Origin of the sequence: Streptomyces sp. GB4-14 (assembly GCF_022696125.1) — a bacterium.
Classification (GTDB): domain Bacteria; phylum Actinomycetota; class Actinomycetes; order Streptomycetales; family Streptomycetaceae; genus Streptomyces; species Streptomyces werraensis.
This window is the reverse complement of the sequence record NZ_RZHO01000002.1, coordinates 5,519,681-5,536,563: the sequence shown is the minus strand read 5'-3', so window position 1 is coordinate 5,536,563 and position 16,883 is coordinate 5,519,681. Positions and strand designations below refer to the sequence as shown.

Annotated in this window: 17 protein-coding genes; 3 read left to right on the top strand and 14 right to left on the bottom strand. The window is 71.5% G+C overall.

Annotated elements, in window-relative coordinates; translation table 11 throughout:
* Positions 1-307 precede the first annotated feature (307 nt).
* The 6 genes from cbiE to ELQ39_RS26485 all read right to left on the bottom strand — a co-directional run bounded on the left by cbiE (position 308) and on the right by ELQ39_RS26485 (position 6,148).
* A complete protein-coding gene (gene cbiE, locus ELQ39_RS26510) occupies positions 308-1,519 on the bottom strand; it encodes a precorrin-6y C5,15-methyltransferase (decarboxylating) subunit CbiE (protein WP_225628916.1) in 1,212 nt (403 codons plus the stop codon).
* A gap of 127 nt (positions 1,520-1,646) precedes the next feature.
* Positions 1,647-2,285 (bottom strand): GNAT family N-acetyltransferase, encoded by a 639-nt coding sequence (locus ELQ39_RS26505; protein ID WP_190004170.1) that lies wholly within the window; start codon positions 2,283-2,285, stop codon positions 1,647-1,649.
* Positions 2,286-2,415: 130 nt separating this feature from the next.
* Positions 2,416-3,243, bottom strand: a complete 828-nt coding sequence (locus ELQ39_RS26500; RefSeq protein WP_190004169.1) for a MetQ/NlpA family ABC transporter substrate-binding protein — start codon at positions 3,241-3,243, stop codon at positions 2,416-2,418.
* 84 nt (positions 3,244-3,327) lie between these two features.
* Positions 3,328-4,065 carry a methionine ABC transporter permease gene (locus ELQ39_RS26495; RefSeq protein ID WP_242594328.1) on the bottom strand — a complete coding sequence of 246 codons (738 nt, stop codon included), beginning with the start codon at positions 4,063-4,065 and terminating at the stop codon, positions 3,328-3,330.
* Positions 4,062-5,108: a methionine ABC transporter ATP-binding protein gene (locus ELQ39_RS26490; protein WP_225628918.1), complete on the bottom strand. Its 1,047-nt coding sequence runs from the start codon at positions 5,106-5,108 to the stop codon at positions 4,062-4,064. The genes ELQ39_RS26495 and ELQ39_RS26490 overlap by 4 nt, the downstream gene beginning before the upstream one ends.
* A 389-nt stretch (positions 5,109-5,497) precedes the next feature.
* A complete protein-coding gene (locus tag ELQ39_RS26485; protein WP_242594327.1) occupies positions 5,498-6,148 on the bottom strand; it encodes an HAD family hydrolase in 651 nt (216 codons plus the stop codon).
* 94 nt (positions 6,149-6,242) lie between these two features.
* On the opposite strand from ELQ39_RS26485, the gene ELQ39_RS26480 reads away from it, so the two are divergent.
* A complete protein-coding gene (locus ELQ39_RS26480) occupies positions 6,243-6,602 on the top strand; it encodes a hypothetical protein (RefSeq protein ID WP_190004165.1) in 360 nt (119 codons plus the stop codon).
* A gap of 1 nt (position 6,603) precedes the next feature.
* Positions 6,604-7,032, top strand: a complete 429-nt coding sequence (locus ELQ39_RS26475; protein ID WP_242594326.1) for a hypothetical protein — start codon at positions 6,604-6,606, stop codon at positions 7,030-7,032.
* A gap of 43 nt (positions 7,033-7,075) precedes the next feature.
* Here the strand turns inward: ELQ39_RS26475 and ELQ39_RS26470 are convergent, their stop codons facing one another.
* From ELQ39_RS26470 to ELQ39_RS26460, 3 genes are all read right to left on the bottom strand, one after another.
* On the bottom strand, positions 7,076-7,573 hold the full coding sequence (locus ELQ39_RS26470) for a GNAT family N-acetyltransferase (protein ID WP_190004322.1): 498 nt from the start codon (positions 7,571-7,573) through the stop codon (positions 7,076-7,078).
* A 57-nt stretch (positions 7,574-7,630) separates the two neighbouring features.
* Entirely contained in the window at positions 7,631-8,161 is a 531-nt protein-coding gene (locus tag ELQ39_RS26465; protein ID WP_391675380.1) for a sigma-70 family RNA polymerase sigma factor, read from the bottom strand.
* Positions 8,162-8,288: 127 nt separating this feature from the next.
* Complete coding sequence (locus tag ELQ39_RS26460; protein ID WP_225642316.1) at positions 8,289-9,461, bottom strand: glycerophosphodiester phosphodiesterase; 1,173 nt, start codon at positions 9,459-9,461, stop codon at positions 8,289-8,291.
* 413 nt (positions 9,462-9,874) lie between these two features.
* Between ELQ39_RS26460 and ELQ39_RS26455 the strand changes: the two genes are divergently transcribed.
* Positions 9,875-10,549: a lysophospholipid acyltransferase family protein gene (locus tag ELQ39_RS26455; protein WP_114873301.1), complete on the top strand. Its 675-nt coding sequence runs from the start codon at positions 9,875-9,877 to the stop codon at positions 10,547-10,549.
* Between the two features lie 115 nt (positions 10,550-10,664).
* Here the strand turns inward: ELQ39_RS26455 and ELQ39_RS26450 are convergent, their stop codons facing one another.
* The 5 genes from ELQ39_RS26450 to ELQ39_RS26430 all read right to left on the bottom strand — a co-directional run bounded on the left by ELQ39_RS26450 (position 10,665) and on the right by ELQ39_RS26430 (position 16,751).
* The gene (locus ELQ39_RS26450) at positions 10,665-12,188 is read right to left on the bottom strand and encodes an MFS transporter (protein WP_242594325.1); all 1,524 of its coding nucleotides are present in this window, start codon (positions 12,186-12,188) and stop codon (positions 10,665-10,667) included.
* Positions 12,185-12,754, bottom strand: coding sequence for a TetR/AcrR family transcriptional regulator (locus tag ELQ39_RS26445; RefSeq protein WP_242594324.1), 570 nt, complete (start codon positions 12,752-12,754; stop codon positions 12,185-12,187). The genes ELQ39_RS26450 and ELQ39_RS26445 overlap by 4 nt, the downstream gene beginning before the upstream one ends.
* 78 nt (positions 12,755-12,832) lie before the next feature.
* Entirely contained in the window at positions 12,833-13,810 is a 978-nt protein-coding gene (locus ELQ39_RS26440; protein WP_242594323.1) for an aldo/keto reductase, read from the bottom strand.
* 211 nt (positions 13,811-14,021) lie between these two features.
* Positions 14,022-15,452 (bottom strand): argininosuccinate lyase, encoded by a 1,431-nt coding sequence (argH, locus tag ELQ39_RS26435; RefSeq protein WP_242594322.1) that lies wholly within the window; start codon positions 15,450-15,452, stop codon positions 14,022-14,024.
* A 105-nt stretch (positions 15,453-15,557) separates the two neighbouring features.
* Positions 15,558-16,751, bottom strand: coding sequence for an argininosuccinate synthase (locus ELQ39_RS26430; RefSeq protein ID WP_242594321.1), 1,194 nt, complete (start codon positions 16,749-16,751; stop codon positions 15,558-15,560).
* Between the last annotated feature and the right edge of the window lie 132 nt (positions 16,752-16,883).

Below are 16,883 nucleotides of genomic sequence, written 5' to 3'. Positions count from 1 at the left end.
CGCCCCACACTGAAGAACGAGCGTGCGTCCCCAGCGGCACGAACGGCCCGCCCGAAAAAGGCGACAAAGCCATTCACTGGCATTGTCGCGGGCGCACCGCCGTCGCGTCAGCTTGATCGGCGACGGTTCCGCTGTGGACTGCGCCACGTTGCGCGTCCTCCGGTTCCTGCCGTACCACGACCCACCCCAAAACGGGCGCGCTTTGTGGACATTGACCGACGAAGCGCCGGGTGACCAGTGCGGTACAACGATCGGCCAGCCTACCGCGCGCAGTACGACAAACCGATCACGGGGACGGCTTTGGGGCTCAGCGGCCCCGGGCGGGCAGCACCCCGCTGAGCAGGAACGCGACGCTCCGTTCCTTCTCCGTCCAGGCCTGGGTGTCGAGTTCGACGGACTGGAGGAGGGCGCACTCGACGCGGTAGCCGTGCTCCGTCAGGTTCCGGCCGATCAGCTCGGCGGCGTCACGGGTGGCGGCGTGCGTGACGATGCGCTGCGGACGGCGGTCGGCCACGGCGGAGACCACGGCCGCTCCCCCGCCGCCGACCCTGACCACGTCCGGCTCGGGGAGGTTCTCCAGGATCTGCGGCGCGGAGCCGTGGACGATCTGCATCTGCACGCCTTGGCGGCGCGCGGCGGCGTCGGTGCGGGCGCAGGCGTGGCGGTCGCGGTCGACGGCGATGACGGCGGCCCCGGCCCGTGCCGCGTCCGTGGCGAACGCCCCGGAGCCGCAGCCGATGTCCCAGACGAGATCGCCAAGGCCCGGTCCTAGACGTGCGAGTTGGCCGGTGCGCACGGGTTCCCGCTCGCCCTCGCCGAGGTCGCCGCCGTACTCCCCGGCGGGCAGGGTCCAGCCGCGCGGCCCCGCGGAGGGGTTGCGTCCGGCGATCCAGCCGGCGGAGTCGCCGGAGGCCACCGGGCCGCCGATGACGATGACCACGTTGGGGTCGCGCCAGGTGTGGTCGGCGGCCTTGTCGGAGGTGACGACGGTGACCTGTTCGCGCTCGGTGCCGAGTTCCTCGCAGATGACGAAGGAGCGGTGGACGCCCTCCATCAGCAGACCGAGTTCGGCGGGCCCGGCTCCGGGCGAGGTGAGAACCGCCACTTTGGTGTGGGCCCGGCATACGTTCACCGCGCGGCGCAGGGTGCGCGGGTGGGCGACGACCACCTCCGCGTCGTCCCACGGCATCCCGGCCCGGGCGAAGGCGGCGGCGACCGAGGAGACCGCGGGCACGACCTCGACCTCCAGGCCGAACTCGGGTGCGCGCAGGGTGCGCACGACGCCGAAGAAGCCGGGGTCGCCGTCGGCGAGCACGACCGCGGTGCCGCGGTGGGCGGCGATGCGGCGGGCGGCGAGGGAGACGGAGCCGAGGCGGATCCGCTCGGCCGCGGGGGGCACCTCGGGGAGCGCCAGATGGTGTGCGGCGCCTGCGACCAGCGTGGCGGCGCCGAGCGCGGCGCGTGCCGCGTCGGTCAGCGGCGAGCCGTCCCAGCCGATCACCGTGACCCGGTCGGCCATCGTCGTCAGTCTCCTGAGGTTTGCGCAGGTCGTCGTCGGCTGTTCCGCCCGGAGGCGGTCTGCTGAGATTACCTGGTGCGGTCACGGGCCGCCGCGCCGGTGCGGGCCGCCGTCCGCCCCTCGGACGTCAGTTCCAGTCGGTGTAGCCGGGGAAGCCGCCGCTGTCGGCCAGTTGTCCGTCCGCGCCCTCGATGTCCTCGGGCAGCAGGCTCCACACGATGTAGTCGGTGCGGACCTCGCTCCAGCCGCCGTCCTCGCCGCGGACCCTGGCTATGCAGGCGTTGCGCAGCACGCCCTCGCTGATGCAGCCGATCTTCTGGGCGACCTGCTGGGCGGCGGTGTTGTCGGCGGCGGTGCGCAGTTCGATGCGCTGGAGCTTCTGGTCCCCGAAGAGCCACTGGGCGGTGGCGAGCGCGGCCTCGGAGGCGTAGCCCTCGCCGCGCGCCCAGGGGGCGACGATGTACGACAGCTCGGTGGACCGCACGTGCCAGTTGGTGCGGGTGAGCCGGATGAGGCCGACCAGGCGCTGGGTGAGGAACTCGGCGACGGCGAGGTCCAGGCCGTGTCCCGCGGCGCGTTCGGCGGGGGCGTACTCGGTGATCCAGGTGCGGGCGGTGTCCTCGGTGAACGGCTGCGGGACGCCGGTCCAGGCGCCCACCTGCTCGTCGCTCATCATCGCGGCGAGGGCGGGGACGTCGTCCGCGTCGAGGGGACGCAGCACCAACCGCTCCGTGCTGAGGGAGATGTCGGGGAAGGTGCTCGTCATGCGCCGCTCCGTAACCTGAGAGACCGTCGGGTGCTGCTGAACTGCCCAGCATGCAGCATGAAAGCACCGGGACGCACCACGGGGTCCGCCCCTCGCGCGGAGTGGACCCCGTGGCCGGCGCGAGGCCGGATCAGAAGGAGGCGAGCACGGAACCGGCGTACTTGTCCTCGATGAACTTCTTCACCTCGGGCGAGGTGAGGAGCTTCGCGAGCTTCTTGACGCGCGGGTCGTTCTCCTGGCCCTCCTTGACGGCGAGCAGGTTGCTGTTCGGGTTGTCCTTGGCCTTCTCGAGGACCAGGGCGTCCTCGGCGGGCTTCAGGTCGGCCTCGATGGCGTAGTTGCCGTTGACCACGGCCGCGTCGACGTCGTCGAGGGAGCGCGGGGTCTGGGCGGCCTCGAGCTCCTTGAACGTGAGCTTCTTGGGGTTCTCGGTGATGTCCGCGGGGGTCGCCGAGGTGCCGACGCCGTCCTTGAGGGTGATCAGGCCGTTGGCTGCGAGCAGCTGCAGCGCCCGGCCCTCGTTGACGGTGTCGTTCGGGATCGCGACGGTGGCACCGCTCTTCAGCTCGTCGGCCTCCTTCACCTTGTGCGAGTAGAGGCCGAGCGGCTCCAGGTGAACGTCGACGACCGACACGATGTGGGTGCCGTTCTTCTTGTTGAAGTCGTCGAGGTACGGCTGGGTCTGGAAGTAGTTGGCGCCGACCGAGCCGTCCTCCGTCGCGGTGTTCGGGGTGACGTAGTCGGTGAACTCCTTGACCTCGAGGTCGAGGCCGGCCTTCTCGGCGAGGTTGTCCTTCACGAAGTTCAGGATCTCGGCGTGCGGCACGGGGCTCGCGGCGACGACCAGCGGGCCGGAGGTGTCGGAGGCGGCGTCCTTGTCCGAGCCGCAGGCGGAGAGCCCGAGGGTGAGGGCTCCGGCGGCGAGGACGGCGGTGGTGATCTTGGCGGTGTTACGCACGAAAAGTGCCTTTCCTTGGGTGGTGCGACCCCGTCTTGGTGCACGGGGAGTCGGGGGGAGGGTGGCGCGGGCGGCCCGGCCGGGTCAGGCGGCCTTGCCGACCTCGGCGGTGGCCGGTTCCTCGCCCTTCAGCAGCCGCAGCTTCGGACCGGGGCCGGAGCGGGCGCCGCGGCGGTGCAGGGCGCGGGCGGCGAAGTCGCCGGCGAACTGGATCAGCGAGATGACCACGGCGAGGATCGCCACGGTGATCCACATCAGGCCGGTCTCGAAGCGCTGGTAGCCGTAGCGGACGGCGAGGTCGCCGAGTCCGCCGCCGCCGACGGTGCCGGCCATGGCGGAGTAGCCGATGAGCGCGATGACCGTGGTGGTCGTGGAGGCGATCAGCGAGGGCAGCGCCTCGGGAACGAGAACCTTGCGGACGATGGTCCAGGTGTTGCCGCCCATCGCCTGCACGGCCTCCACGAGCCCGTGGTCCACCTCGCGCACGGCGGTCTCGACGAGCCGCGCGAAGAAGGGGATGCCGCCGATGGCGAGCGGCACGACCGCGGCCTCGCTGCCGATGGTGGTGCCGGTGACCCAGCGGGTGAAGTTCATCAGGGCGACCATGAGGATGATGAACGGCAGCGAGCGGCCGATGTTCACGATCTGCCCGATGACCTTGTTCACCACGGTGTTCTGCAGCAGTCCGCCCTTGTCGGTGAGGACCAGCAGGATGCCGAGCGGAAGGCCGCCGACGACGGCGATCAGGGTGGACCAGCCGACCATGACCAGCGTCTCGGTACAGGCCTGTTCCAGCAGCGGCTGCATCTCGGACCAGGTCACTTGGCACCCTCCTTCACCAGCGTGGGCTCGTCGTGGCCGACGACGTCGATCTGAAGGCCCTGCTCGCGCAGGAACCCGATGGGCACGACGTTGTCCTCGTAGCGGCCGGGCAGTTCGATGCGCATGCGGCCGACCTGGAGCCCGCCGACGGTGTCGATGGCGGCGCCGAGGATCGATATGTCGATGTTGTAGGTGCGCGAGAGCTGGGAGATGACCGGCTGGGTGGCGCTCTCGCCCTGGAAGGTCACGTCGACGACGGTGCGGTCGTCGCCGCTCGCCTCGCCGCCGACGGGGAACAGCGCGGCGGCGAGTTCCGAGCCGGGGGTGGCCAGCAGGTCGGTGACCGTGCCGGACTCGACGATGCGGCCCTTCTCCATGAGGGCGGCCGAGTCGCAGATCGACTTCACGACGTCCATCTCGTGCGTGATGAGCAGGACGGTGAGGCCCAGCTGGCGGTTGAGGTCGCGCAGCAGCTGGAGGATCGAGCGGGTGGTCTCCGGGTCCAGGGCGCTGGTCGCCTCGTCGGAGAGCAGCACCTTGGGGTCTCCGGCGAGGGCGCGGGCGATGCCGACGCGCTGCTTCTGGCCGCCGGAGAGCTGGGCCGGGTAGGACTTGGCCTTGTCGGCGAGGCCGACCAGGTCGAGCAGTTCCAGCGCCTTGCGGGAACGTTCCTTCCCGGACTTGCCGAGGATTTCCAGCGGGAGTTCGACGTTGTCCTGCACGGTGCGCGAGGACAGCAGGTTGAAGTGCTGGAAGACCATGCCGATGCGGCTGCGCGCCTGGCGGAGCTCCCGGCCGGCGCGGGGGCCGCGGCCGGCGAGCGCGGTGAGGTCCTGGCCGGCCACGGTCACGGTGCCCGAGGTGGGACGCTCCAGCAGGTTGACGCAGCGGATGAGGGAGGACTTGCCGGCGCCGGACTGGCCGATGACGCCGTAGACCTCGCCTTCGCGGACGTGCAGGTCGACGCCGTCCAGGGCGGTGACCTCGCGGCCGCGGGAGCGGTGAGTCCGATAGACCTTCGTGAGGCCCGAGGTGGTGATCACGTGGGTTTCCGTCACTGTCGAGTGCGCGGCACGTCGTGGGCGCCGGGCACGTGGCATGCAGGGAATGGCGGCAGGGCGGCACGGATCTCACGGACGTACGGGAGTCCGGGGAGAGACGTGCACGGGCTGGCCCGGTCGCGCGTGCGGGGCACGCGGGCGGACACGAGCCGGCTCTCGCTTCGGGGCGCGAGGCTCAGGCGGTGCGGGGGCCCTCTAGAAGGCGCACATTCGGCGGAGACACATACAACGAGCACCGGGCGTCATGGTCGCCTCGGTCGCAGGGGTGCGGTCGCTCGTCGTGGTCATGTGGGTCAGTAAAGCAGACGTTCACTTCTGAACGGACCCGGCCGTCCGCATGGTGGACAGCCGTGGACACCCGTGCGCGCACGTCAGGCCCGTACGCCGATGTCGATCCCGGCATCCGTGACCAGTACGGACAGGGCCGACAGGTCCCTCACCACCAGGTCGGCGGTCAGCTCCTCGGCGCGGTGGGTTGTGGCCAAGGCCACGGTCGTCATGCCGGCGGCGCGGCCGGCCTGGAGCCCGGCGGGGGCGTCCTCGAAGACGACGCACTCCGCGGGATCGACGCCGAGCATGCGCGCGGCGAGCAGGTAGGGCTCGGGGTCGGGCTTGCCATGGGTGATGTCGTCGGCGGCGACCAGGGTCTTGGGCAGGATGCCCGCGGCGCCCAGCCGGGCCTCGGCGAGCCGCCGGGTTGCGGAGGTGACCACGGCCCAGCGCTCGGCGGGCAGTCCGGCGAGGAACTCCTTCGTCCCGGGCAGCAGGCCGACCCCGCCCTCGGCGACGTCCTCCACCTCCAGGTCCTCGATGCGCGCGACGGCCTGCGGCACCAGGTGGGCGGGCAGCAGGTCGGCGGCTATCTCGGCGGCCGGCCTGCCGTGCAGCTCGATCCGCGCGAAGTCGTCGGCCGTCAGCCCGTACTCCACGGCCCACCGCGTCCAGCAGCGGTTGACGGAGTCCAGGGAGGACACGAGGGTCCCGTCGTTGTCGAACAGCAGGGCACGCGCATGAATGGTCATGCCATCGACCCTACGGGGCACGGGAGGCGGACCGGGAACGACGGCCGCGGGGCCGAGGTCGGCGCGGCTTTTCCGGCGTAATAGGCTCCCTGCCATGCTGGATGTCCTGACCGTGGTGACCGCTGTCGCCGCGCTGCTGCTCGCCGCCTGGTGCGGCTGGGCCGCCTACCGTGACCAGCCGACGAAGGACTGGCATTTCATCGGCATGGCCGTGGTCACCCTGCTGGCGCTGGTGCAGCTGGTGGTCGGGATCGTGCGGCTGGCCGGAGGCGAGAAGCCGGAGCAGGGCACGACGATCTTCGTGGCGTATCTGCTGGGCTCGTTCGCCTGCGTCCCGGCGGCGGGCTTCCTGTCGCTGGGCGAGCGCACGCGGTGGGGCTCGGTGACCGTCGCGGCGAGCGGCGTGGTGCTGGCCGTGCTCGAGGTGCGGCTGTTCGACATCTGGGGAGGCTGAGGTGACCTCGACGCGGGAGTGGCCGAACCGGACGCGGCTGGCGAGCGGACCCGGACTGCTGCTGGTCTGGCTGTACGGGGTGATGGTGGTGGGCGCCCTGTCGCGCTCGGCCTACCAGATCGCCACCGAGTTCGACCGGGCGCCGCTCGCCTACTCGCTGTCGGCGCTGGCCGGCGTGGTCTACGGCTTCATCACCTACACGCTGGTGCGGGGCGGGGAGAAGGCCCGCAGGGCGGCGCTGGTGTGCTGCGCCGCCGAGCTGGTGGGCGTGCTGACCGTCGGCACCTGGACGCTGGTGGAGCCGTCCGCCTTCCCCGACGCCACCGTGTGGTCCGACTACGGGATGGGCTACCTCTTCATCCCGGTGCTGCTGCCGCTGACCGCCGTGTACTGGCTGCGCCGGTCACGCGTCCAGGAGCCGGCTGCCTGACGGGCGGCCGGCCCTGGTCACGCGGTCTGTCACGCCGTCACGGTCAGGCGGTCGTCGCGTACGTCTCCGCCTTCTTCTCCAGCACGATCATCGGTACGCCGTCGGCGCCGCGGGACGTGCCGACGCGCTGGTAGCCGACCTTGCTGTAGAGGCGGAGGTTGCTCTCGCTGCGGTGTCCCGCGTGCAGCCGGAACGTGCGGGCGCCGCGCTCGCCGGCGAGCGCGGCCTCGGCGGCCTTGAGGAGCCGGGCGCCGATGCCGTGACCCTGGAGACGGGGGTGGACGCAGAGCTTGCCGATCGCGGCGGCGCCGTCCTCGGTGATCCTGCCGTGCACCGACCCGACGATCTCGTCGCCGAGGCGCGCGACGAAAACGCAGTCCCGGACGACCTCCTCGCGGACCGACTCGAGGGTCTGGACCAGGGGATCGATGCGGTAGTTGCCGTAGAGGGCCGCCTCGCTCTGGAAGCACAGGTACTGCAACCTGAAGATCTGCTCCGCGTCCTGCTCGGCCGCCGCAGAGATGGTCACGCTCATGCCCATGTGCGCACGCCTCCCGCTCACCTGATCACCTGTCGTCCCCCACTCCTATCCCCGTCCTCAGCCCGCCGCAACCTCCGTCGCGAGTAAACGACGCAGACATCCCAGGCATCTGGAGCGTTCCGGACCGATACTGCCCTGTGAGATACCCAACTCCCCTGCGATTTCGCGGTATGTCGGATCGCGGGGGGACAGGAGCGCGGCCAGCAGACCGGGGCAGCGGCCGGGGAGCCGGCGCACCGCGTCACGCAGGGCGCCGCGGTGGACGGCGACGAGTGCGAGCCGCTCCGGATCGTGCCGCCCGGTGTCGGCTGGTTCGCAGGTCAGCGCTGTCTCACGGCGGGCGGTGCGACGGATGCGGCGGGCCTCCGCGCGGATCGCGCGGCGCAGCCAGAGCTGCGGGTCGGCGGGCGGTCCAGCACGGCGGAGCCGCTCGAGGAGGCGGAGCCAGACCGCCTGTTCCAGGTCGCCCGCTTCGGCGCCGCCGGACGCCTCGGCGGCGGCCTCCGCGGCGAGAAGGGGGCCGAGCAGGGCGATCAGGTCGCGCTCCGGGAGCGGATCGTGCGTGGGGAGCGGATCGTGCGTGGGCAGCGGATCGTGCGCGGTCGGTGACTCGTGCGCGGCGAACGGGTCGGTTCTCACGACCGCTTCGACACGTGCGCCCCGGGCGGGGTTGCCCGGGGCGCACGTGCCTCACCCCTTCCGGGGGCGGTGCGGATCAGCGGTTGACGAAGTCCTCGCGGGCCAGCAGCCCGGTGTCCGGGTGGTCGGTGAAGACGCCGTCGATGCCGGTGGCGAAGTAGGCGCGGTAGGCGCCGAAGACGTCGCCATAGGCGTCGGGGTCGGAGCCCTTGCGGAACTCCGCGGGCAGGAACGGGTTCTCGTTGCGCAGTGTGTAGGGGTGCAGGATCAGGCCCGCGCGGTGGGCGTCCCGGACCAGGGTGGTGGGTTCGGTGAGCCGGCCCGCGGAGTCGCGCGGGATGATCAGGTTCAGGGTGGGGCCGATGCCCTGCGCGTAGGAGGCGATCTCCTTCAGGCCCTTGGGCGTGATGAGGTCGTCGACGGTGCGCGGGTCGCCGGCCTCGGTGAAGTCCCAGGGGCGGGTGCCCGCCCCGTCGAGCAGGACGACGAGCGGGTTGCCGACCAGTCCGCCGAGCCGCTGGACGGCCGTCGGCTCGAACGACTGAAGGATGACCGGGGAGTTCCTGCGGTCCTTGCCGTGCCGGCGCAGCACCTTCGCCACCCGCTCCTCCAGGCCGAGGCCCAGCTTGCGGAAGTAGGTGGGGTGCTTGAGCTCGGGGTAGATCCACACCTGCTTGCCGCGCCTGCGGGTCTGCTCGTCCTGCCAGCGCAGCACCTCCTCGAAGGTGGGGATGTCCCAGCGGCCGTTGTAGAGGGTGCTGTGGGGGCGGTTGGCGGGGATGCGCTCCACGGCGCGCAGCCGCTTGAGCTCCGCGAGCGTGAAGTCCTCGGTGAACCAGCCGGTGACCTGGACGCCGTCCAGCGTCTTGGTGGTGCGGCGGCCGGCGAACTCGGGGTGCTCGGCGACGTCGGTGGTGCCGCCGATCTCCGGTTCGTGGCGGCAGACGAGATGGCCGTCCTTGGTGGGGACGAGGTCGCCCGCCTCGACGATGTCCGCGCCCATGTCGAGGGCGAGCTGGTACGAGCCGAAGGTGTGCTCGGGCCGGTGGCCGCTGGCACCGCGGTGACCGATGATCGTCGGCACGGGCAGGCTGTCGAGGCCGCGTCCGCGCCCCTGCCCGGCGCCCTGGGCCGCGCGGGCCGTGCCGGCGAGCCCGAGGACGGTGCCGCCCGCGCCGAGAACCGCCGCTCCGAGCACGGCCCGCCGGCCGGTCACGCTCGCCTGTTCGTTCGACTCCGGTGTCGCCATGAACGCCTCCTGTGTCGGCTGGTGCGGTGCGGGCCGATCGTAGGTGCGCCCGGTTGACGCACGGGAGACCTCGAGCCGAACACACGGGTGGTGTCGCATGACGTACGCCCCTCCTACGAATGACGTACGCCTGTCGTATTCAGGCGAGGATGTGACGGCGCGTCCGGTTCGTGCCGGCGGGCGCGGGTACCCGGGCGGTGCGCGGGTCCGGGCGAGCTGTGTCACAGCGTGACAGCCGTGTTGCGCGCCGCCCGCGCGCACGGCCGCGCAGGTGAACCCGGGTCAAGAGTCCGTAAGACCTCGGTTAACTGCCACGAGCCCGATGTGCGCGACTCCCCGGACCGCGAGTAATGTCCTCACCTGCACAGACTCATACGGCATTCGTCGACGTCCGCTTCCCACCGGAGGGCCCGTTGTCCCGCTTCGCGCTCATCAAGGCAGTGCTCGGTCCGATCATGCGCCTGATGTTCCGCCCACAGGTGGAGGGCGCGGAGCACATCCCGGGCGACGGTCCGGTGATCCTGGCCGGCAACCATCTGACGTTCATCGACTCGATGATCCTTCCGCTGGTGTGCGACCGGCAGGTCTTCTTCATCGGCAAGGACGAGTACGTCACCGGCAAGGGTCTCAAGGGGCGGCTGATGGCGTGGTTCTTCACCGGCGTCGGCATGATCCCGGTCGACCGCGACGGCGGGCGGGGCGGCGTGGCCGCGCTGATGACCGGGCGCCGGGTGCTGGAGGAGGGCAACGTCTTCGGGATCTACCCGGAGGGCACCCGCTCCCCCGACGGCCGCCTCTACCGCGGCCGCACCGGCATCGCCCGCCTGACGCTGATGACCGGCGCGCCGGTGGTGCCGTTCGCGATGATCGGCACGGACAAGCTCCAGCCGGGCGGGGCGGGGCTGCCCCGCCCCGGGCGGGTCACGGTCCGGTTCGGCGAGGCGATGGAGTTCTCCCGCTACGAGGGGATGGACCGCGACCGGTACGTGCTGCGGGCGGTCACCGACTCGGTGATGACGGAGGTCATGCGGTTGTCGGGGCAGGAGTACGTGGACATGTATGCCAGCAAGGCGAAGGAGGCGGCCTAGTCAGGTCGACGTTCCTGTGCGGCGGGCGCCGGCGGAGTCCTCTCCGCCGGCGCCCGCCGCCGTTTCCGGTTCCGTGTGGGTGGGTGGGGCATGACGCGCAGTTCCCCGCGCCCCTTTACGCGTTGTCCAGCCGTTGGTCTTTCAGCATGAACCATGCTGCTGCCGAGGCTGCCAGGAGGACCGCTGCTCCCGCTCCCGCTGCCAGGGTGAGGCCGCTGACGAAGGCCTCTCGGGCCGCGTCGAGCATGGGGGCCGCGGTGGCAGTGGGCATGTGCGTTGCTGCTTCCACCGCGCTGCCCAGGGACTCGTGGGCGGACGGTGGCGTGCCCTGCGGGGCCGGGAAGCCGCGGTAGACCCCTGTGACGATCGAGCCCAGGACCGCGATGCCCAGGGCCGCCCCCAGTTCGTAGGCCGTTTCGGAGACGGCTGAGGCCGCGCCCGCCTGTTCCTTCGGGACACCGGAGAGGATCACGTCCGCCGTCACCGTGAACGAGAAGCCCGCGCCCGCGCCGACCACCAGGAGGGCCGCGCCCAGCAGGGGGTAGCCGGTGGACTGGCCGATGACGGTCAGGGCGGCCAGGGCCAGGCCGATCGCCGCCAGGCCCCCGGCGACGACCGAGCGCACCGAGAAGCGGCGGGCGGTCCGGCCCGCGATGAGGCCGGCCGCCACCGCGCCGATCGCGGCCGGGAGTTCCGCGAGGCCCGCTTCGAACGGACGCCGTCCCTGGACCAGTTGCAGGTACTGGGAGAGGAAGAAGACCAGGCCGGACAGGCCGAGGACGGTCAGGAGGTCGGCGAGCACCGCGCCGCTGAAGCCCCGGCTGCGGAACAGCCGCATGTCCAGGAGGGGCTTCGGGAGCGCCAGCTGACGGCGGACGAACAGGTACAGGGCCGTCGCGCCCAGCAGGCCCGCCGCGAGGGCGGGCACGGCGGCACCATGGCTCGCGGTCTCCTTCACCGCGTAGACCACGCCGATCATGCCGGCGAGCGACAGGGCCACGCTGGGCAGGTCCCACGGGCCCGGTTCCGGGGCGCGCGACTCCGGGAGCAGCTTGATGCCGACGAGCACCAGGACCGCCATGACCGGCAGGTTGATCAGGAAGACCGAGCCCCACCAGAAGTGTTCGAGGAGCAGTCCGCCGAGGATCGGGCCGACCGCCGTGCCCGCGGAGGCGGTCGCGCCCCAGATGCCGATGGCGAGGCTCCGCTCGCGCGGGTCGTGGAAGAGGTTGCGGATCAGCGCGAGGGTGGCGGGCATCAGCGTGGCCCCGGCGACGCCGAGCAGGGCGCGCGCCGCGATCATCACCTCGGGCGTGTGCGCGTAGGCGTTCAGCACGGAGATCAGGCCGAACGCGGCGGCGCCGTACAGCAGGATCCGCTTGCGGCCGATGCGGTCCCCGAGGCTGCCCATCGACACCAGCAGTCCGGCGAGCACGAAGGAGTAGACGTCGCCGATCCACAGCAGTTGGGAGCCGGTGGGGGCGAGGTCCTCACTGATGTACGGGGTGGCCAGGCCGAGGACGGTCGCGTCGACGGCCACCAGCAGGACGGCGAGTACGAGGACCGACAGGGCGAGCCAGCGGCCGGGGCGGGGTGCCGTCTCGTCGGTCGGGGCTGCCGTCCGTATGGCGCTGGTCATGATTGCTTCCTTGCCGCCGGTTCTTCCGGGCGTCGTACGCCGCCGAGCAGCAGCTCGACGATCATGTGGGTGAAGTCCTTGGGCGCGACCCTGCCTTCGGCGACCGCCCAGGCCGCGGAGGCGAGCAGACCGTAGAGGGCCTCGGTGAGCCAGGCCGGGGTGAGGTCGATGCGGAACTCTCCGCTCGACTGGCCGCGCCGGAACAGCCCGGCGACGCGCTCGTCGATCCTCGCCCAGCCCTCGTTCTGCTCCTCTCCCTCGAAGAGCTGGTTCTCGGAGTAGAGGAAGGCGAGCAGGCCCGCGTGCGGTTCGATCTCGGCGACCAGGCGCCGTACGGCCCCGGTGGCGGGACCCTCGTCGGTGCGGGCGGCGGCGAGGGCGGCCTCGCACTCGGCGATGCCCAGCGCCTCGAGCGCGCGGACCAGCGCGTCCCGCCCGGCGAACTGCCGGTGCAGGGTGGCGCGACTGATCCCGGCGGCCTTGGCGACCTCGTCCATGGTCGCGGTGGATTTGCGGGTCAGCAGGGCCGCGGCGCTGCGCAGCACGTGCTCTCGGTCGACAGCCATGAGTCAACGGTACCCCATGTGAGACATTCATGTCTCATCGAGGACGCATATGTCTCGCGCAGGGTGCGAACTACGTCCTCAGTGCCAGGGCAGCGTGCCTCGGTGCTGCCAGTACGCCTCGGGGGTCTCCCCCAGCGGAGCCAGGCGGGCGAGCTGGTCGTCGGTGAGGTCGACGGCGGCCGCGTGCAGGTTCGAGGTCAGCTGGACGACCGTCGCCGCGCCGGACAGGACGACGCCCGCCCATGGCTCGCGCAGGACCACGGCGAGGGCGACCGCGTCGCAGCCCAGGCCCGTTTCCTCGGCGACCGCGCGCAGCGGCTCGGGGGCGTGCGGTGCGGCCAGGCGGCCGTTGGCCATGCCCTCCTTCACGATCACCGTGAGTCCGGCGTCGTGCGCCTCGGCCAGTGCCGGGCCCGCGGAGGTCTCCAGGATGTTGTACGTGGACTGCACGGTGCGGAAGAGGGGTTCGCCGTCGACGGTGACCGCGAGGGCCGCGCGGACCGCGTCCGCCTGGCGGGGGCCGCTGGTGGAGAAGCCGACGGTCACGCCCTGCGCCGCCGCCTCGGCGAGGCGGGCGTGCAGGTCCTTGTCGGTGAGGGCGGGGCTGTCCGGGGTGACCGAGTGGATCTGGTAGAGGTCCAGGCGGTCGCCGAGGATCGCGTCGGTCTCGGCGCGCTGGCGTTCGTACGCGGCGAGGGAGTGGTCCTTGACCTCGTGACGCTCCGCGTCGGTGGTCCAGCCGGCGGTGTAGGTGTAGCCCCACTTGCTGCCGACGACCACGTCGGTGACGTCGGGGCGGCGCTTCAGCCAGTCCGCGAGGAACTCCTCGCTGCGGCCGTAGGAGCGGGCCGCGTCGATGTAGCGGACGCCTTGGGCGTAGGCGGCGTCGAGGAGTTGGTGGGTGCGGGTGCGGAGGTTCTCGACCGTGCGGTCGTCGCCTTCGCCGAGGTCGGCGGCTCGGTCGAGGGTGATGTAGCCGGGGCGGCCCACCGCGGCGAGGCCCAGGCCCAGGTGGGCGGTGGGGGTGGTGGCGGTGGCCAGGCGGGAGAAGGGCATGTCGGCTCCGTCGGTCGGCTCCGGTTTCGGCGGTGCCCAACGTAACCCGCGAGGTGGGTCTGCCCTCGGCCATGAGGTCGGGACGTGCGGCTGTGTGGGGGTAGTTTGCGCAGTTCCCCGCGCCCCCTGGAGGGGCCTCCGGGGGGCGCGGTGCGTGCGGCGGCGTCGGGGTTGGGCGCGCCGTTCCCCGCGCCCCTTCGGGGCGCTTGACCTACTGCTTCTTCGCAGTGGCCCACTTGTGCTGGAGCGCCACGTTCTCCTTCAGTTCCGCGAGCTGGACCGCGACCGCGCTCGGGGCCGTGCCTCCCCTGCCGTTGCGGGAGGCCAGGGCGCCGGGGACGTTGAGGACCGTGCGGACCTCGGGGGTGAGGTGGGCGGAGATCTTCGCGAACTGCTCGTCCGTGAGGTCGTCCAGTTCCTTGCCCTCCGACTCGGCGACCTTCACGCACTCTCCGGCCACCTCGTGGGCGACGCGGAAGGGCACGCCCTGGCGGACCAGCCACTCGGCGATGTCCGTGGCGAGGGAGAAGCCGGCGGGGGCCAGTTCCTCCATGCGCTCGCGGTGCACGGTGAGCGTGGCCGTCATCCCGGTGAACGCCGGCAGCAGGACCTCCAGCTGGTCGATGGAGTCGAAGACCGGCTCCTTGTCCTCCTGGAGGTCGCGGTTGTACGCGAGCGGGAGGGCCTTGAGGGTGGCCATCAGACCGGTGAGGTTGCCGATGAGACGGCCGGACTTGCCGCGCGCCAGCTCGGCGATGTCCGGGTTCTTCTTCTGCGGCATGATCGACGAGCCGGTGGAGAAGGCGTCGTGCAGGGTCACGAAGGAGAACTCCTTCGTGTTCCAGATGATGATCTCCTCGGCGATCCGGGAGACGTTCACGCCGATCATCGCGGTGATGAAGGCGAACTCGGCGACGAAGTCGCGGGAGGCCGTGCCGTCGATGGAGTTGCCGGCGCTGCCGTGCTCGAAGCCGAGGTCCTTGGCGACCGCCTCCGGGTCCAGGCCGAGGGAGGAGCCCGCGAGGGCGCCGGAGCCGTACGGGGAGACGGCGGTCCGCTCGTCCCACTGGCGCAGCCGCTCGGCGTCCCGGGAGAGGGACTGCACGTGCGCGAGCACGTGGTGGGCGAAGAGCACCGGCTGGGCGTGCTGGAGGTGGGTGCGGCCGGGCATCGCGACGTCCGGGTGGGCCTCGGCGAGCCCGATCAGGGCGTCCTGGAGGTCGGCGATCAGACCGCCGATGACGCGGGCGTGGTCGCGCAGGTACATCCGGAAGAGGGTGGCGACCTGGTCGTTCCGGGACCGTCCGGCGCGCAGCTTGCCGCCGAGGTCCGGGCCGAGCCGCTCCAGCAGGCCGCGCTCCAGGGCGGTGTGGACGTCCTCGTCGGCGATGGTGCCGGTGAAGGCGCCGGAGGCGACGTCGGCCTCGAGCTGGTCGAGTCCTTCGAGCATGCGGGTCAGCTCGTCCTCGGTGAGCAGCCCCGCCTGATGGAGCACGCGCGCGTGGGCGCGGGAGCCGGCGATGTCGTAGGGGGCCAGCCGCCAGTCGAAGTGGACGGACGCGGACAGCTTCTCCAGGGCCTCGGCGGGACCGTCGGCGAAACGGCCGCCCCAGAGCCGGACGTCACCGCTGTTGCTGCTCACTGCGTGCTCCTCGAGGGTTCCGGATGTGCCGCCGCCTCCTCACGGACGTGTGAGGAGGCGGCTGTCAGGCTAGTGCGTGTGAGGGGTCGTCAGGCGCCGCGGCGCTCAGGCGAGGTCGCGCTTGGCCGCGATCTTCGACGACAGGCTGTAGATGTCGATGAAGCCCTTGGCCGCGGCCTGGTCGAAGGTGTCGCCCGTGTCGTAGGTGGCCAGGTTGAAGTCGTACAGGGACGACTCCGAGCGCCGGCCGGTGACGACGGCGCGGCCGCCGTGCAGCGTCATCCGGATGTCGCCGTTGACGTGCTGGTTGGCCTCGGCGATGAAGCCGTCGAGGGCGCGCTTCAGCGGGGAGAACCACTGGCCGTCGTAGACGAGCTCGCCCCAGCGCTGCTCGACCTGCCGCTTGTAGCGGGCCAGCTCGCGCTCGACCGTGACGTTCTCCAGCTCCTGGTGGGCGGTGATCAGGGCGATCGCGCCGGGGGCCTCGTAGACCTCGCGGGACTTGATGCCGACGAGACGGTCCTCGACCATGTCGATCCGGCCGATGCCCTGGGCGCCGGCGCGCTCGTTGAGCTGCTGGATGGCCTGGAGGACGGTGACGGGCTTGCCGTCGACGGCGACCGGGACGCCCTCCTTGAAGGTGATGATCACCTCGTCGGGCTCCCGGGGCACGGCCGGGTTCTGCGTGTACTCGTAGACGTCCTCGATGGGCGCGTTCCAGATGTCCTCGAGGAAGCCCGTCTCGACGGCGCGTCCGAAGACGTTCTGGTCGATGGAGTACGGGGACTTCTTGGTGGTGGCGATCGGCAGGCCCTTGGCCTCGCAGAAGGCGATGGCCTTGTCACGGGTCATCGCATAGTCGCGGACCGGGGCGATGCACTTCAGGTCGGGGGCGAGGGCGACGATGCCGGCCTCGAAGCGGACCTGGTCGTTGCCCTTGCCGGTGCAGCCGTGGGCGACGGTGGTGGCGCCGTGCTTCTGCGCGGCGGCGACGAGGTGCTTGACGATCGTCGGCCGGGACAGCGCGGAGACCAGCGGGTAGCGGTCCATGTAGAGGGCGTTGGCCTTGATCGCCGGGAGGCAGTACTCCTCGGCGAACTCGTCCTTGGCGTCCGCGACCTCGGCCTCGACGGCACCGCAGGCGAGCGCGCGCTTGCGGATGACGTCCAGGTCCTCGCCGCCCTGGCCGACGTCGACCGCAACGGCGATGACCTCGGCGCCCGTCTCCTCGGCGATCCAGCCGATGGCGACGGAGGTGTCCAGACCGCCTGAGTAGGCGAGTACGACGCGCTCGGTCACGGGTTTCTCCTCACAGTGCATTCGCTGACATGCATGAGTATGCAGGAGTCCGCATGATTCGTCAATTCCCCTGGTCGCGGGGCGTCTGCCGGGACCGCACCGCAGCTGTTTCGCACGGAAGTTGAACGCGGG

Excerpts from the sequence above, each read along its gene's own strand:
- cbiE (WP_225628916.1), bottom strand. The coding sequence starts at position 1,519 with ATGGCCGACCGGGTCACGGTGATCGGCTGGGACGGCTCGCCGCTGACC.
- ELQ39_RS26505 (WP_190004170.1), bottom strand. The coding sequence starts at position 2,285 with ATGACGAGCACCTTCCCCGACATCTCCCTCAGCACGGAGCGGTTGGTG.
- ELQ39_RS26485 (WP_242594327.1), bottom strand. The coding sequence starts at position 6,148 with ATGACCATTCATGCGCGTGCCCTGCTGTTCGACAACGACGGGACCCTC.
- ELQ39_RS26480 (WP_190004165.1), top strand. The coding sequence starts at position 6,243 with ATGCTGGATGTCCTGACCGTGGTGACCGCTGTCGCCGCGCTGCTGCTC.
- ELQ39_RS26470 (WP_190004322.1), bottom strand. The coding sequence starts at position 7,573 with ATGGGCATGAGCGTGACCATCTCTGCGGCGGCCGAGCAGGACGCGGAG.
- ELQ39_RS26460 (WP_225642316.1), bottom strand. The coding sequence starts at position 9,461 with ATGGCGACACCGGAGTCGAACGAACAGGCGAGCGTGACCGGCCGGCGG.
- ELQ39_RS26450 (WP_242594325.1), bottom strand. The coding sequence starts at position 12,188 with ATGACCAGCGCCATACGGACGGCAGCCCCGACCGACGAGACGGCACCC.
- ELQ39_RS26445 (WP_242594324.1), bottom strand. The coding sequence starts at position 12,754 with ATGGCTGTCGACCGAGAGCACGTGCTGCGCAGCGCCGCGGCCCTGCTG.
- ELQ39_RS26440 (WP_242594323.1), bottom strand. The coding sequence starts at position 13,810 with ATGCCCTTCTCCCGCCTGGCCACCGCCACCACCCCCACCGCCCACCTG.